Raw genomic sequence first — 14,998 nt, 5'->3', positions numbered from 1 at the left:
TCCGTGGCCGGAGGGGAGGAGCGCGAGGAGGGGAAACGGCCTTCGGAACTCCGAGTGCTTCCCCTCCTCGCAAATCCCACAGCTATCAGCTGAGACAAAACTATAATTTATAAAGAAATCCGTCCAACATACAACAAAAAAACCTTTTTCAACCCATATCATTTTTCAAAAAAAGGAGATACCCATATGGTGAATCAGAAATATCTTGACAAAGCAGAGGTTCTCATAGAAGCCCTGCCATACATCCAGCGGTTCAACCGCAAAATCGTAGTTATCAAATACGGCGGAAGTGCCATGCTTGATGAAGAATTAAAACGTAACGTCATCAAGGACGCAGTCCTCCTGAAGCTGGTCGGATTCAAACCGATCATCGTTCACGGCGGTGGCAAGGAGATCAGCCGCTGGGTCGGTAAAGTCGGCATGGAGCCTCGTTTTGTAAACGGTCTCCGTGTAACAGACAAAGACACCATGGAGATCGCAGAGATGGTTCTCGCAAAAGTCAACAAAGAACTTGTTACTTTAGTAGAATCTCTCGGCGTTCAGGCTGTAGGTGTCAGCGGTAAAGACGGCGGTCTTCTCCAGTGCAAAAAGAAACTTTCCAAAGGTAAAGACATCGGCTACGTAGGTGAAGTCACAAAAGTCAATCCAAAGATCCTCCAGGACCTTCTGGAAAGAGACTTCCTTCCGATCGTATTCCCAATCGGTTTTGACGAGAATTTTGCTTCCTACAACATTAACGCAGATGATGCAGCCTGCGCTATTGCAGAGGCGGTCAATGCAGAGAAACTTGCCTTCCTTTCCGATATTGAAGGTGTATACAGAGACGCTTCCGATCCGTCCACTCTGATCTCCGAGCTTCGTGTAGATGAGGCTGAGAACCTGATCTCCGATGGTACTGTCGGCGGCGGAATGATCCCGAAACTGAAAAACTGCATCGATGCCATCGAGCATGGTGTAAACAGAGTCCATATCCTGGATGGAAGGATCCCGCACAGCTTACTGCTGGAGATCTTTACAAACAAAGGTATTGGTACCGCAATTTTAAAAGATGATGGGGAGAAATATTACAATGAGCATGAATGAACTGATGGAAGAATCTGAGGCCAGTATTCTTCATACATATAACCGTTTTCCGGTAGTTTTTGAAAAAGGCCAGGGCTGTCACCTCTATGATTCCGAAGGAAAGGAATATCTGGATTTTGCGGCAGGTATCGCTGTAAATGCCCTGGGTTATCATTATCCGGGCTATGACGAAGCGCTGAAAGCCCAGATCGACAAACTGATGCACATTTCCAACCTGTATTACAATGAGCCGATCATTGATGCAGGTGCCAAGCTTGTACAGGCAAGCCATATGGAAAAAGCTTTCTTCACAAACAGTGGTACAGAGGCCATCGAGGGTGCTCTGAAAGCTGCCAAGAAATATGCCTATGAGAGAGATGGCCATGCAGATCATGAGATCATTGCCATGAACCATTCTTTCCATGGCCGCAGCATCGGAGCTCTTTCCGTGACAGGTACTGCACACTACAGAGAGCCTTTTGAGCCTCTGATGGGCGGTGTGAAATTTGCGGATTTCAATGACCTTGAGAGTGTAAAGGCCCAGGTTACAGATAAGACCTGTGCCATTATCGCTGAGACCGTACAGGGAGAAGGCGGTATTTATCCGGCCACCAAAGAGTTCCTGGAAGGCTTACGCAAACTCTGCGATGAAAAAGATATCATCCTGATCCTGGATGAGATCCAGTGCGGTATGGGACGTACCGGACATTATTTTGCATGGCAGGCATACGGCGTACAGCCGGATATCATGACCTGCGCCAAAGCTCTTGGCTGCGGTGTTCCGGTAGGTGCTTTTGTACTAAATAAGAAAGCAGCGGCAGCATCCCTGAAGCCAGGCGATCATGGAACCACTTACGGTGGAAATCCGTTTGTATGCGCGGCAGTCAGCAAGGTATTTGATATTTTTGAAAAAGACCAGATCCTTTCCCATGTACAGGGCTTGACCCCGTATCTGGAGGAAAAACTGGACGAACTGGTTGCAAAACATGAATGTGCGGAAGTAAGAAGAGGCAAAGGCTTCATGCAGGGTATCGTGATCAAGGGACGCCCGGTAGGAGATGTGGTGAAAAAAGCTCTTGCAAAAGGTCTCCTTGTGATCTCCGCAGGAAGCGACGTTCTCCGTCTTGTGCCTCCGCTTGTGATCACAAAAGAAGACATCGATAAGATGGCAGAAATCCTTGACGAGTGCATGGAATAAATAAAAAATAGCAGATACAGAACAGCAGTATTTTTTGACCGACAGATAACTGGTCGATGAAAATACTGCTGTTTTTTTGTGCGTCACAGAAAATAGTATTCTGCAGTAAAAAAAGGGTTTCGGATAGGAGAAGCCCGGGCCCGCCAGCACGTAAATACGTCACAGCATCAATATATATATAAAATATATAACAGACATATCAAACAGTATTCAAAAATCTGGTTGTGTGTTAAAAAATAAACAAAAGTCGTCACGACACACCAACAAAATGCACAAAAAAATGAGCAGATCTGAGTATAAATTGCACATCCACACAGTTGATTTTAAAACGCCATATGTTATAATTTCACTGGTTAAAAAATTTATGTGAGGGGTGAATATTTTGAAAAAATTATTAACCGTCATGTGTACTTTTCTGACAGTAATCCTGTCATGCCCTGTGGGTGTATGGGCGGCTGGAAACGGTGAGACAGTATCAAGCGTGCCGGTGTGGCTTTGTATTCCTTTTGCAGGCCTTCTTCTGTGTGTTGCAGTGATGCCGCTGGTAAAAGGTGAGTGGTGGGAGTCACATCAGCCGATCGTGGTTGCATTCTGGATCGTTCTCATGATTATTCCGTTTGCTGTTGTTTACGGTGCCGGAAAAACTGCAGAAACAGTACTTGAGTGCGTGATTAATGACTATCTTACATTTATCATCCTGTTATTCGGATTGTTCTGTGTATCCGGTAACATTACGGTTGAGGGCGATTTTGCGGGTTCGCCGCGGGTAAATGTAGGACTTCTTGCACTGGGAACGCTGCTTTCCAGCTGTATTGGAACCACCGGAGCCAGCATGCTGATGGTCCGTCCGGTGATCAAAATGAATTCCTGGAGAAAGAGAAAGGGTCACATTATGATCTTTTTCATCTTTATGGTGTCCAACATGGGTGGCTGCCTGACACCGATCGGTGATCCGCCGCTTCTGATGGGATTCATGCGAGGGGTTCCGTTCTTCTGGAGCCTGCACCTTCTTCCGGTTCTGCTCTTTAATATGGTGATCCTTCTGTTTGTGTTCTATCATCTGGATATGCGCTCTTACAAGAGAGATATCGCAGAGGGACGTAAACCGGACATCAGCAAACCGGGAACAGAGTTCAAGATCGATGGACTTCACAACATCATTTTCCTTGTGATGATCGTTGTAGGCGTTATCTTAAGTGGTATGCTTCCGGGTATGCCGGCATTTCAGGATGCGGCAGGCAATGTAAGAGGAATCCATATTTTCGGCGAGGTTACATTAAGCTTCCCGTCGATCATTGAGATCGTCCTGATCCTGGCAGCCGCATTTCTGTCCTTTAAGACAACGGACAAAAAGATCCGTGTGCGAAACCATTTTACCTGGGGTGCGATCAAAGAAGTTGCGGTACTTTTTATCGGAATCTTTATCACCATGCAGCCTGCCCTGATGCTTCTGAAAGCAGTGGGACCGAACCTTGGAATTACCGAGCCGTACCAGATGTTCTGGGCCACAGGAGCACTGTCCAGTTTCCTGGACAATACACCGACTTATCTGGTATTTCTGACTACAGCAGGAACCCTTGGATTTACAAGTGGAATCGCAACAACTCTTGGAACGGTTCCTGTAAAACTTCTTTCCGCGATTTCCTGTGGTGCCGTATTTATGGGTGCCAATACATATATCGGCAATGCTCCGAACTTTATGGTCAAGACACTTTCTGACGAAAATGGTATCAACATGCCGTCCTTCTTTGGATACATGGGATGGTCCATTTGTTTCCTGGTACCGGTGTTCATCATCGATATGCTGGTATTCTTTTTATAAGGGAGGAGGATCAATATGCAGGATAATAACATTCGAGAGAAATGCAGAGAACTTGCTACCAGACTTTATGAAATGGATGGCGAGGTTTATAAAAGCGTAGGATCTTCCCTTGGACGTACCTTTACCGGTGACAGAGAAGGTACCATCCGTAACTTAAGTGCCCTGATGTATACCAAACCGGACGGGCATCTTCTTCGAAGCGAGATGGCCCTGATCAGTAACATGGCCAGAACCATCAAGGATAAAGACGAAAAAAGCCGTCTGATGAAGAAATATGATGAGATCTTTCAGGAGATCCTTACGCTGCCGGAGACCTTTGTTGCTACGGATATCATGGATAAGGAACGTGTGGCACTGAATCATATGATCAAGCGCAGGGAAAAAATTTCCGAGGACGATCATCTGGTCATCTGCATCAGCCGTACACAGGGAAGTGCCGGCAATGATATCGGTTTCGGTCTGGCAGATAAACTTCGGATCAACTATTATGACGTGGAGATCTTTGACCAGGTATTAAGACGTCTTGAGGCGGAAAAAGGTGCGGTCAATGATGCGGAATATTTTGCGGATTTCAATAAATATGAGAAGAAGCATAAGTTTGATCCACGGGAATGGTTCCGGGAATTTAACAGATATCACGGACTTCCGAAACAGGACGCAGTATTTTTTAACATGAGTGACCTGATCTGTGACCTGGCTTCCAAAGAGGACTGCATCATTATGGGAAGATGTGCGGATGCGATCCTTAAGAATAATCATATTCCACATATCAGTCTGTTTATCACAGCGCCTTTTGCCCTTCGCGTCCAGCATGTCATGGATGTAAGGAAGATGAATATGAAGCAGGCGGTCCGCTTCCTAAAGAAGATGGACAGCCAGCACAGAAAGTATTATAACTTCTATGGTGGAGCCCACTGGGGCAAGCCGGATAACTATGACCTGTGCATCAACAGTGCAAGTTATGGTATCAATGAGACAGAAAATCTGATTTTGAAATTGCTGGATGATCAGATCCATTAAAAGATAATATCAGAAAATTATAAAAGAATTCCTGTAAAAAGAGAAGTGCCTGTCCGGCAGGTAGAAATATCTCAAAATACAGGAATTCTTTTTATGCTTTTTTATAAAAATTTAATCTTGATTAACTTTTTTCATTTTGGGGATTGACATTCGAAAAAACTTAGTATACACTAACCTATGAGTTAGGGTTAACTAATTAGACTGAGTTAATTAATAGAAGGAAACGGAGGGGATTCCATGCAGCCGATTTTATTTTTGCAGTCAGGCGATACCGGTACAATTAAGCGTATTTCCGGAGCGGAAGACACAAGAAGATTTCTTGCAGGTCTTGGCTTTGTTGAGAATGCGGAAGTAACCGTTATTTCCCAGTTTGACGGCAATCTGATCGTAAATATCAAGGATTCCAGAGTTGCGGTTAATAAGGAAATGGCCAGACACATAATGGTGTAACCGGACTGTGTGCGGCAGCGCCCGGTAATAGATTTGCCCAAGACTGTATGAAGTACAGTTGAGGATAGATTATGGATGTGAAGTGCCGTAAGAAGAATGCGGCACGTTCCGTAAAATGAACAGCAGACAGACCAGAGGGGCCTGTTTTACTGTAACTGCTCCGGGAGATGAGCAGTTTTTATGGTCTCTGGAAGCGAAAGCAGACGGAGATCATCATATGGATTTGGAATATGAACAGGGAGGAAAAGAGAAATGACTTTACGTGATGCAGCAGTAGGTTCTACAGTAGTTGTTTCCAAGATCACCGGCGACCCGGCTTACAAGCGCCGTATCATGGACATGGGAATCACAAAAGGCAGCGAGGTTTATATCCGCAAGGTAGCTCCTCTTGGAGATCCGGTTGAGATCACCATCAGAGGTTATGAGCTTTCCCTGCGTAAGCATGACGCAGCATGTGTAGAAGTAAAACAGAAATAAACTTCGAAAAATGACAGAGCATCATGCTCTGATCTGAAAAAAGGAGGATGAAAAATGTCTGTAACAATAGCTCTTGCCGGAAACCCGAACTGTGGTAAGACTACAATGTTCAACGCTCTTACAGGCGCTAACCAGTACGTTGGTAACTGGCCAGGTGTTACTGTAGAGAAAAAAGAGGGTAAACTGAAAAACCAGAAGGATGTAACTGTAACAGACCTTCCGGGTATCTATTCACTTTCCCCGTATACACTTGAGGAGGTTGTCAGCCGTGATTACCTTCTGAAAGAGAAACCGGATGTAATTATCGACCTTGTGGATGCAACAAACATCGAGAGAAACCTGTATCTTGCAACACAGCTTCTTGAGATCGGTATCCCGGTTGTTATCGCTCTTAACATGGTGGATCTTCTGAAGAAGAACAACATCCACATCAATGTAAAAGGCTTAAGTTTCGCACTTGGATGCCCGATCGTTGAGACATCCGCCCTTAAGGGAACAGGTCTTAAAGAGGTTGTTGATGAGGCAATCAAATGTGCAAACCAGCACAGAGTACCATCCAAAAAAATGGAGTTCCCGAAGGCAGTTGAGAAAGCTGTAAACGAGATCGAGAGCCTTGTTCCTGCAAACATCTCTGAGGAGAACAAGAGATGGTATGCAGTAAAACTTCTCGAGAGAGACAGCAAAGTAAAAGAAGGTCTTAACCTTCCGGCTTCTGCTCAGTCCAAGATCGAGGAGATCGCTTCCAACCTTGAGAAGGCAGAAGATGATGATACAGAGAGTATCGTAACAGATGGAAGATATCAGTACATCCAGAAAGTTGTTTCCGCAAACGTTAAGAGAAGCGGAAATAAGATGACTGTTTCCGATAAGATCGACCGTATCGTAACAAACCGTATCCTCGGTCTTCCGATCTTTATCCTTACCATGTTCATCGTTTATTATGTATCTGTAACAACAGTTGGTACCATGGTAACAGACTGGACAAACGACAGCTTCGTCGGAACTATCCAGGGTGTTGTAGCTGATGGCCTCAGCGGTGTCGGTGTTGCAGACTGGCTGGTAAGCCTTGTGTCTGATGGTATCATCGGTGGTCTTGGTGCAGTACTTGGATTCGTTCCGCAGATGGCGATCCTGTTCCTGTTCCTGTCCATCCTTGAGGACTGCGGTTACATGGTTCGTATCGCATTCGTCATGGACCGTGTATTCCGTCATTTCGGACTTTCCGGAAAGAGCTTTATCCCGCTCCTTATCTCCTCTGGTTGTGGAATCCCTGGAATCATGGCTTCCAAAACAATCGAGGCTGATAACGACCGTCGATTAACAATCATGACAGCAACATTTATTCCTTGTGGTGCTAAGCTTCCTGTTATCGCTCTTATGGGTGGTATCATGACAGCATATGTAACCGGTGACTATGTAGCAGCTGGTTTCATCACACCACTGATGTACTTCATCGGTGTTGTAGCAGTTCTTGTATCTGCCATCATCCTGAAGAAAACAAAACCGTTCTCCGGTAAACCTGCTCCGTTCGTAATGGAGCTTCCACAGTACCATATTCCGTCTGCAAAGACAGTTCTGCTTCACGTTTGGGAGAGACTGAAAGGCTTCATCATCAAAGCCGGTACAATTCTTTTCCTTGCAACTGTTATCATGTGGGTTCTTTCCAGCATTGGCAGCACAGGAAGCGGAATCGGATTTGTTGAGGACAGCAACGACAGTATCATGGCTATCCTTGGTGGTATCCTTGCTCCGATCTTTGCTCCTCTTGGATTCGGTAAATGGCAGCCGGTTGCGGCATCCATCTCCGGATTCTCCGCAAAAGAGTCCATCGTTAGTACAATGGGTGTTCTTGCAAACGTAGCTGGTGATGATGCAGAAGATACCATGATCGTTGGTGCAGCGATCAAAGCATGGTTCCCGTCAGCAGTAGCAGCATTCTCCTTCCTGCTGTTCAACCTGCTTGACTCTCCGTGTCTTGCAGCTATTTCTACAATGGCACATGAGATGCAGTCCAGAAAATGGTTCTGGTTTGCAATTCTCTTCCAGAACATCTTTGCTTATGTTGTAACACTTTGTGTATACCAGATTGGTCTTGTTGTTACAGGTGCCGGATCCTTCGGAATTGGAACAATCGTTGCTCTGATCCTTGTGGCAATCATTCTCTTCCTTCTGTTCAGACCAGATCCGTACAAGAATCAGAACGATGTTACAAAGAGATCTGTTCAGGCAGCAGAGTAATCGTAAACCGGTCATACAGTTAAGATCCGGTACATATGATAACTTTGAAATGATGCTGTGAAAACAGCGGAAATGATAAGAAACATAAGGAGGCCGGGTATGTAAATACCTGGTCTTCTGTGTTATAATAAGCCTGAAGAAACATAGGAATTTTTTACAAAATTATTCATCAGAAGCTGACAGCGTCTTAACTGCTGTGCAGCGAAAGAAAGGGTGACAGATATGAGTATAGTAGCGGATATTATTGTACTGGCGCTTGTGATCGCATATGGTATATTTGTGATCAGTTATCTTTATTCAAGAAAGAAACAGGGGCTCAGCTGTGTTGGCTGTGCCGGTAATACACGTACCAACGGCTGTGGCGGCGGATGCTCCGGTCATTGCTCCGGATGCTCAGGCTGCAGCGGAATGCAGAAGTAACCAGGAGGTAGATCATTATGGCAAATGCAATCGTTGTCATCGTTGTTATCATCATTATGTTGTTTGCCGGAAAAGGCGCATATAAACATCTGAAAGGTGAGGGTGCCTGCTGTGGAGGCGGCAGCAAACCGGAAATCCCGAAGAAGAAACTGGACGGAACGAAGCTTGGTGAGAAAACTATGAAGATCACAGGAATGCACTGTGAGAACTGTGTAGCCAGCGTCACTAGAGCCATCAACCGTATTGACGGAGCGGCAGCCAAGGTAAACCTGAAAAAAGGTGAGGCAGTGGTTTCCTACGACAGAGAGATTTCCAATGATGAGCTGAAAAAAGTTGTTGAGGATCGAGGATATCACGTCGTTTCGATTCAGTAAGGATCCAGAAGAGAATAGGAATGTCGGAGTGTATCCCGCTCCGTCAGATCAGAGAAAAGGCTTCTCGTCGAAATGCTTAAAAATATTTCGACAAGAGGTCTTTTTTTGTACAAAAAGCCAGAGTTACAATTGACTCACTAATGACTGCCATTGTATAATAAAAACAGAAAAATTCAGACGGAATGAATGTTATTACAAATTTTTTTCTATCCGAATGATGTGTTATGAAAGCCAAATAGAGAGGTAACAGACTTTGACGGCAAGGTATGATCCGAGCGGGAATTGTTGTTCATTTAGCGTGGCTTTAACTGCTTTATGAGCGGAATACGGGACTCTTTCACCTTGTGTGGTGAAGGAGCTTTTTTTATGTAAAATGCCTGCAGGAGCAGGTGCATTCAGTAAGGGAGGATTTTATGCTGAAGGTAGCAGTATACGGAAAGGGCGGTATCGGAAAGTCCACAGTGACTTCCAACCTGGCGGCGGCTTTTGCGGCTATGGGAAAAAGAGTGATCCAGATCGGGTGCGATCCAAAAGCGGATTCCACCATCAATCTTCTTGGTGGAGAACCCCTCCGGCCGGTGATGAATTATATGAGGGAAGAAGATGAGGAACCGGAGAAACTGGAAGATATATCGAAGGAGGGTTTTGGCGGTGTTCTCTGTATTGAGACAGGAGGCCCGACGCCGGGACTTGGATGTGCGGGACGAGGGATTATCGCCACATTTCAGCTTCTGGAGGATCTGAAACTTTTTGAAACCTGGAAGCCGGATGTGGTACTTTACGATGTGCTTGGTGATGTGGTGTGCGGTGGTTTTGCGGCGCCGATCCGGGAGGGCTATGCGGAAAAAGTTCTCATTGTCACATCCGGGGAGAAGATGGCACTCTATGCAGCCAACAATATTTCCAGTGCTGTTCGGAATTTTGAGGACCGCAGCTATGCGAGGATCTTTGGAATTGTGCTGAACCACAGAAATGTGGAGAATGAGACCGAGAAGGTGCAGGCTTTTGCGGAAAAAAGCAATATCCCTATTGTTGGTGAGATCCCGAGAAGCGACGAGATTATCCGCTGGGAAGATCAGGGGAAAACGGTGATCGAGGGTGATGAGAATTCTGAGATCAGTGAGAAATTTTTTGCGCTGGCGCGGAAGCTGCTGGAGAGTGAAGGAACGGAGATGGAGGGCGTATGAAAAAGAAAGCATATTTTGCAACAGCTAAAGAACTGGAACAGCTTGGACCGGAAGCAATTCCGCCTCAGATGATCTCCGGGAAGCATCTGATCTACAGTTCTCCGGCAACACTGGCCTTCAATTCTCCGGGAGCGGAAGGATTCGGGGTAAAACGTGCGGGGCTTGCAGTGCCGGATTCCATTATGCTGATCGTGGCGCCTGGATGCTGTGGAAGAAATACTTCTCTTATCAGTTCCATGCCGGAATATAATGACCGTTTTTTTTACCTGATGATGGATGAGACAGATATTGTCACAGGCCGTCATCTGAAAAAGATCCCAAAAGCGGTAAAAGAGATCTGTGACTGCTGTGAGAAGAAACCGTCGGTGGTGATGATCTGTATCACCTGTGTGGATGCACTTCTGGGAACAGATATGGAACGTGTCTGTCGGAAAGCAGAGGAAAAAGTGGACATTCCGGTGCGTCCCTGTTACATGTATGCGCTGACACGTGAGGGCAGGAAGCCGCCCATGGTCCATGTGCGCCAGTCCTTATATTCTCTTCTTAAGCCTCAGAAGAAAAAAGGAAATGTAGTCAATCTCCTGGGATTTTTTTCACCCTTGGTGGATGACTGTGAGATCTATGAGCTGCTGCATCAGGCAGGCGTAAAAATTATTCATGAAATTTCCAGATGTAAGAATTATGAGGAATATCAGACCATGTCACAGGCCAATTTTAATCTGGTGCTCCATCCGGAAGCAAGGTTTGCGGCAGAGGATTTTCATAATCGGCTGAAGATCCCGTTTATTGAGCTTCGAAGGCTTTATCAGATGGATAAGATCGAAAATCAGTACCGTGCCCTTGGACAGGTTCTTGGCGTTTCTTTTGACCAGGAATCCTGTAAGAAAGAGGCGGAGGCAGCTGTGGAACATTTCCGGGAAGTCTGTCCGGATGCCTCTTTTGCAGTAGGGGAGTGCATGAACGGAGATCCATTTGAGCTGGCACTTGCACTGGTGCGGTATGGATTTCAGGTGCCGGAGATCTATGGAACCATCTCTTCTGAGAATTTTGTATACATACGGCATCTGGCCGCGCTGAGCCCGGAGACAAAGATTTTTTCCAATATGGAACCTACCATGCTGTATTATGATTCGGCAGAGAGTGGTGTGAATTTTACCATCGGTAAGGATGCTGGATATTATCATCCGGATCAGCCCAACGTAGTCTGGAATCAGGACCGTCAGCCTTATGGATATGCCGGGGTCCGGAGATTGTTTGAGGCGCTCCTTGAGACTGTGGAGCAGGATGAGCGAAAGGGGGAAAGAGCATGAGAGGACTTCGGAAATATCTGACACCCTTTGCCCCGGATCAGTCAGGCGCTGTATCGGTTTTGTATGAGCTTGGCGGGATCATCGTGATCTGTGATGCCGGCGGATGCACGGGAAATGTCTGCGGTTTTGATGAGCCAAGATGGTTTGAGCGAAAAAGTGCCGTGTTCAGTGCGGGACTTCGGGACATGGATGCCATCCTGGGACGGGATGACCGCCTGGTTGCCAAACTTGTGGATGCGGCAGAAAAGGTGGAGGCAGGCTTTGCGGCAGTGATCGGAACGCCGGTGCCCGCCGTGATCGGAACGGATTATCAGGCACTGAAGCGGATGTGCGAGAAAAAAACAGACCTTCCGGTACTTGCGGTAAATACCGATGGAATGGAGCTTTATGACGGGGGAGAACGGAAGGCTTATCTGGAACTTTTTAAAGTTTTTGCCCGGGAAAAACTGCCGGTGGAGACGGGCAGGGTGGGCATCCTTGGAATGACGCCACAGGATGTCAGTGACCTGAAGGCGGCAGATAAGCTCCGGGAAAAATTTAAGTCTCAGGGGCACCAGGCAGTCTGCTACGGAATGGGAGATGGGCTTGATGAAGTAAAAAAAGCCTCCTCTGTGGAAAAAAATATCGTGGTTTCTCCGGCGGCACTGGAATGTGCCAGATATCTTGAGAAAACTTTCGGAACGCCTTATGAGGTGGGATATCCGCTGGTGGAGGAACTGGTGCCGGATATGGAGTATGCGGGGAAAAAAATCCTCATTGTGCAGCAGCAGGTGATGGCAGGTTCCATAAGAGCGGAACTTCGGAAACGTGGCGGTGACGGAAAGATCACAGTGGCAAGCTGGTTTTCCATGGAAAAAGATCTCCTGGAAGAGGGGGATGTGTCATTAAAAGATGAGGAAGATTACATGGAGCTGGTGGAAAAAGGCAGATATGATGTGATCTTTGCAGATCCCTGTATGAGGCGGATGACGAAAGATTTTTCAGGCGTGTTTGTGGATGCGGTGCATTTTGCGGTATCCGGAAAGTGCAGGTAGAACATATGGAGTGCGAAATTACAAAAATGATCCGTGTTTACGGAATCGTACAGGGGGTGGGGTTCCGCCCTACGGTCAGCCGCCATGCCATGGCAAGGGGAATCCGTGGCAGTGTGTCCAATAAAGGACCCTATGTGGAGATTTTTGCCCAGGGCAGACAGCAGGATGTGGACGGTTTTATCGGAGATATTGAGAACAGGCCGCCGAAGCGTGCGGCCATCCTGAAGCTTCTGGTGGAACCGGTGGAGGAGCCGGAGGAATTTACGCAGTTTGATATCATTGAAAGCGAGAAGACAAAGGGCGAGATCTTTGTTTCTCCGGATATTGCCATCTGCGACGAATGTAAGGAGGAGATGTTTGATCCGAAAAACAGGCGGTATCTGCATCCCTTTATCAACTGTACCTGCTGTGGCCCAAGGCTTACCATCCTGGATTCCCTTCCTTACGACCGGGAACGGACCAGCATGAAAGAATTTCCCATGTGTCCGTCCTGCGCGGATGAGTACCATAATCCGGACACCAGGCGCTATGATGCTCAGCCGGTGTGCTGCAATGACTGCGGGCCGGAGGTTTATCTCATCGGAAGAGAAGAACGGGGCCGGGAGGCCATCACTTATACGAGGAAGACCATTGCTTCCGGCGGGATCGTGGCCATCAAGGGAATCGGTGGTTTTCACCTCTGCTGTGATGCCACCAGTGAGGAGGCTGTACAGCGGCTCCGGAAACTGAAACGGCGTCCGGTGAAACCTTTTGCGGTGATGGCACAGGATCTGGAAACTGTGAAAGAAGTCTGTCAGGTCAGTGAGGAGCAGGAGAAGATCCTTACCGGGCATCAGAAGCCGATCCTTTTGCTGGATAAGCTGATAAATCAGCCAAATAAGCAGGAAACTGAGGGAAAACTCTGTGAGAGCATCGCTCCCGGGAATCCAAAAGTCGGTGTGATGCTTCCCTACGCACCGGTGCAGCTTCTTCTTTTTCATTATGACGATGGAATTGAGATGCCGAAGCTTCTGGTGATGACCAGCGGAAACACATCCGGGGCGCCGATCTGCAGAGACGATCATGAGGCTGTGGAAGAACTTTCTTATTTATGTGACTGCATCCTTTCCCATGACAGGAAGATCCGGATCCGGGCCGATGATTCGGTGATGGATTTTTATAAGGGAGAGCCATATATGATCCGGCGTTCCCGTGGATATGCACCTCTTCCGTTTATGGTTTCCACACCCTGGAAGGGACAGGTGATCGCGGCAGGTGGAGAGCTTAAGAATACATTCTGCATTGGTGTGGATAACCGTTTTTATCCGTCTCCTTATGTGGGTGATCTGGAGGACCTTCGAACGGTAAAAGCCCTCAAAGAGACCATAGGGCGGCTGGAAACACTTCTGGAAGTTCAGCCGGAAGTGGTGGTCTGTGACCTTCATCCCAAATATAATTCCACAGTGGTTGCAGAGGAACTGGGACTTCCCGTTTTGAAAGTGCAGCATCATTACGCCCACATTTTATCCTGCATGGCAGAAAACGACTGCGAGGAAAAAGTGATCGGTGTTTCCTTTGACGGAACAGGATATGGAACAGACGGGACGATCTGGGGCGGTGAGATCCTGATGGCAGATCATCAGGGATTTACAAGGATTGGAAGTATCGAACCTTTTGTGCAGGTGGGAGGAGATGTTTCCGCAAAAGAAGGCTGGCGGATCGCAGTTTCCCTGATCTGGCAGAATACAGGAAATATAGAGAAAACTCTTGATACTGTCCAAAAACTGGGACTTTGCACAGAGCAGGAAGCAAAAGTACTGGTGACGATGGCACAGAGAAAGCTCAATGCAGTGACTTCCACCAGTGCAGGAAGGCTCTTTGACGGAGTCAGCGCGATCTTGGGGATCCGGAGAGCGTCCACGTTTGAGGGGGAAGCTTCCACAGCGCTGGAGTTTGCGGCGGAAGCGTGGAGAGCGCAGGAGATACAGAAGAAAAATGTGGATATAAGAGTGAAAAGCCTGAAAATGTGGATGACAGAAAAAAAAGATATTCCGGAAAATCCAGGCACCTCAGCATCATCCACAGAGGAACGGAAATTTGTTTTAAATACAGGTGACATCGTTGCACATCTGGTTCAGGAAAAACTGGCAGGGGAAGATTCCGGGAAGCTGGCTTACGAATTCCACCGGGCACTGGCAGAACAGATCCTTGCAGCCTGTGAGGCAGCAGAGCAGGAGACCGGAATTAAAAAAGTGGCATTAAGCGGTGGCGTATTCCAGAACCGGCTGCTTCTGGAACTGGTAGATGACGGACTTGCAGAAAGAGGTTTTGAAGTTCTGAAACACAGCCTGATCCCGCCAAATGACGGAGGAATCGCACTTGGACAGGCGGCGTATGGAATGGCTTATGTGAACAGGAGGAAATAGA

General features: G+C 47.0%; 14 protein-coding genes. All 14 read left to right on the top strand.

Features of this window, described 5'->3' with window-relative positions; genetic code table 11:
• Window positions 1–186 precede the first annotated feature (186 nt).
• Window positions 187–1,083: an acetylglutamate kinase gene (gene argB, locus KQI39_RS04745; protein ID WP_216416930.1), complete on the top strand. Its 897-nt coding sequence runs from the start codon at window positions 187–189 to the stop codon at window positions 1,081–1,083.
• Window positions 1,070–2,260, top strand: a complete 1,191-nt coding sequence (locus KQI39_RS04740; RefSeq protein ID WP_118062711.1) for an aspartate aminotransferase family protein — start codon at window positions 1,070–1,072, stop codon at window positions 2,258–2,260. The genes argB and KQI39_RS04740 overlap by 14 nt, the downstream gene beginning before the upstream one ends.
• A 382-nt stretch (window positions 2,261–2,642) precedes the next feature.
• Window positions 2,643–4,082 carry a sodium:proton antiporter gene (locus KQI39_RS04735; RefSeq protein ID WP_216416928.1) on the top strand — a complete coding sequence of 480 codons (1,440 nt, stop codon included), beginning with the start codon at window positions 2,643–2,645 and terminating at the stop codon, window positions 4,080–4,082.
• A 15-nt stretch (window positions 4,083–4,097) separates the two neighbouring features.
• Complete coding sequence (locus KQI39_RS04730; RefSeq protein WP_216416927.1) at window positions 4,098–5,102, top strand: cytidylate kinase-like family protein; 1,005 nt, start codon at window positions 4,098–4,100, stop codon at window positions 5,100–5,102.
• Window positions 5,103–5,339: 237 nt separating this feature from the next.
• A complete protein-coding gene (locus KQI39_RS04725; RefSeq protein WP_118169814.1) occupies window positions 5,340–5,552 on the top strand; it encodes a FeoA family protein in 213 nt (70 codons plus the stop codon).
• A 115-nt stretch (window positions 5,553–5,667) separates the two neighbouring features.
• The gene (locus KQI39_RS04720; RefSeq protein ID WP_216416925.1) at window positions 5,668–5,808 is read left to right on the top strand and encodes a hypothetical protein; all 141 of its coding nucleotides are present in this window, start codon (window positions 5,668–5,670) and stop codon (window positions 5,806–5,808) included.
• The gene (locus KQI39_RS04715; protein WP_118062707.1) at window positions 5,805–6,029 is read left to right on the top strand and encodes a FeoA family protein; all 225 of its coding nucleotides are present in this window, start codon (window positions 5,805–5,807) and stop codon (window positions 6,027–6,029) included. The genes KQI39_RS04720 and KQI39_RS04715 overlap by 4 nt, the downstream gene beginning before the upstream one ends.
• Window positions 6,030–6,083: 54 nt before the next feature.
• Window positions 6,084–8,267, top strand: coding sequence for a ferrous iron transport protein B (gene feoB / locus KQI39_RS04710; protein WP_216416923.1), 2,184 nt, complete (start codon window positions 6,084–6,086; stop codon window positions 8,265–8,267).
• Between the two features lie 222 nt (window positions 8,268–8,489).
• Window positions 8,490–8,687 carry a FeoB-associated Cys-rich membrane protein gene (locus tag KQI39_RS04705; protein ID WP_021977522.1) on the top strand — a complete coding sequence of 66 codons (198 nt, stop codon included), beginning with the start codon at window positions 8,490–8,492 and terminating at the stop codon, window positions 8,685–8,687.
• 17 nt (window positions 8,688–8,704) lie between these two features.
• Entirely contained in the window at window positions 8,705–9,061 is a 357-nt protein-coding gene (locus KQI39_RS04700) for a heavy-metal-associated domain-containing protein (protein WP_174096008.1), read from the top strand.
• Window positions 9,062–9,474: 413 nt separating this feature from the next.
• Entirely contained in the window at window positions 9,475–10,248 is a 774-nt protein-coding gene (locus KQI39_RS04695) for a nucleotide-binding protein (protein WP_021977521.1), read from the top strand.
• Complete coding sequence (locus tag KQI39_RS04690) at window positions 10,245–11,558, top strand: nitrogenase component 1 (RefSeq protein WP_216416921.1); 1,314 nt, start codon at window positions 10,245–10,247, stop codon at window positions 11,556–11,558. Before KQI39_RS04695 ends, KQI39_RS04690 begins: the two co-directional genes overlap by 4 nt.
• Entirely contained in the window at window positions 11,555–12,592 is a 1,038-nt protein-coding gene (locus KQI39_RS04685; RefSeq protein WP_173772148.1) for a nitrogenase component 1, read from the top strand. Before KQI39_RS04690 ends, KQI39_RS04685 begins: the two co-directional genes overlap by 4 nt.
• Before the next feature lie 5 nt (window positions 12,593–12,597).
• Window positions 12,598–14,997 (top strand): carbamoyltransferase HypF, encoded by a 2,400-nt coding sequence (gene hypF, locus KQI39_RS04680; RefSeq protein ID WP_216416919.1) that lies wholly within the window; start codon window positions 12,598–12,600, stop codon window positions 14,995–14,997.
• Window position 14,998 lies beyond the last annotated feature (1 nt).

Origin of the sequence: Blautia sp. MSJ-36 (assembly GCF_018917985.1) — a bacterium.
GTDB lineage: Bacteria > Bacillota > Clostridia > Lachnospirales > Lachnospiraceae > Blautia_A.
The sequence above is the reverse complement of the archived record's forward strand: the minus strand, read 5'-3'. Positions and strand labels throughout refer to the sequence as shown.

Coding starts and splice junctions, on each gene's coding strand:
- argB (WP_216416930.1), top strand. CDS start 187: ATGGTGAATCAGAAATATCTTGACAAAGCAGAGGTTCTCATAGAAGCC.
- KQI39_RS04740 (WP_118062711.1), top strand. CDS start 1,070: ATGAGCATGAATGAACTGATGGAAGAATCTGAGGCCAGTATTCTTCAT.
- KQI39_RS04730 (WP_216416927.1), top strand. CDS start 4,098: ATGCAGGATAATAACATTCGAGAGAAATGCAGAGAACTTGCTACCAGA.
- KQI39_RS04725 (WP_118169814.1), top strand. CDS start 5,340: ATGCAGCCGATTTTATTTTTGCAGTCAGGCGATACCGGTACAATTAAG.
- KQI39_RS04720 (WP_216416925.1), top strand. CDS start 5,668: ATGAACAGCAGACAGACCAGAGGGGCCTGTTTTACTGTAACTGCTCCG.
- KQI39_RS04715 (WP_118062707.1), top strand. CDS start 5,805: ATGACTTTACGTGATGCAGCAGTAGGTTCTACAGTAGTTGTTTCCAAG.
- feoB (WP_216416923.1), top strand. CDS start 6,084: ATGTCTGTAACAATAGCTCTTGCCGGAAACCCGAACTGTGGTAAGACT.
- KQI39_RS04705 (WP_021977522.1), top strand. CDS start 8,490: ATGAGTATAGTAGCGGATATTATTGTACTGGCGCTTGTGATCGCATAT.
- KQI39_RS04700 (WP_174096008.1), top strand. CDS start 8,705: ATGGCAAATGCAATCGTTGTCATCGTTGTTATCATCATTATGTTGTTT.
- KQI39_RS04695 (WP_021977521.1), top strand. CDS start 9,475: ATGCTGAAGGTAGCAGTATACGGAAAGGGCGGTATCGGAAAGTCCACA.
- KQI39_RS04690 (WP_216416921.1), top strand. CDS start 10,245: ATGAAAAAGAAAGCATATTTTGCAACAGCTAAAGAACTGGAACAGCTT.
- KQI39_RS04685 (WP_173772148.1), top strand. CDS start 11,555: ATGAGAGGACTTCGGAAATATCTGACACCCTTTGCCCCGGATCAGTCA.
- hypF (WP_216416919.1), top strand. CDS start 12,598: ATGGAGTGCGAAATTACAAAAATGATCCGTGTTTACGGAATCGTACAG.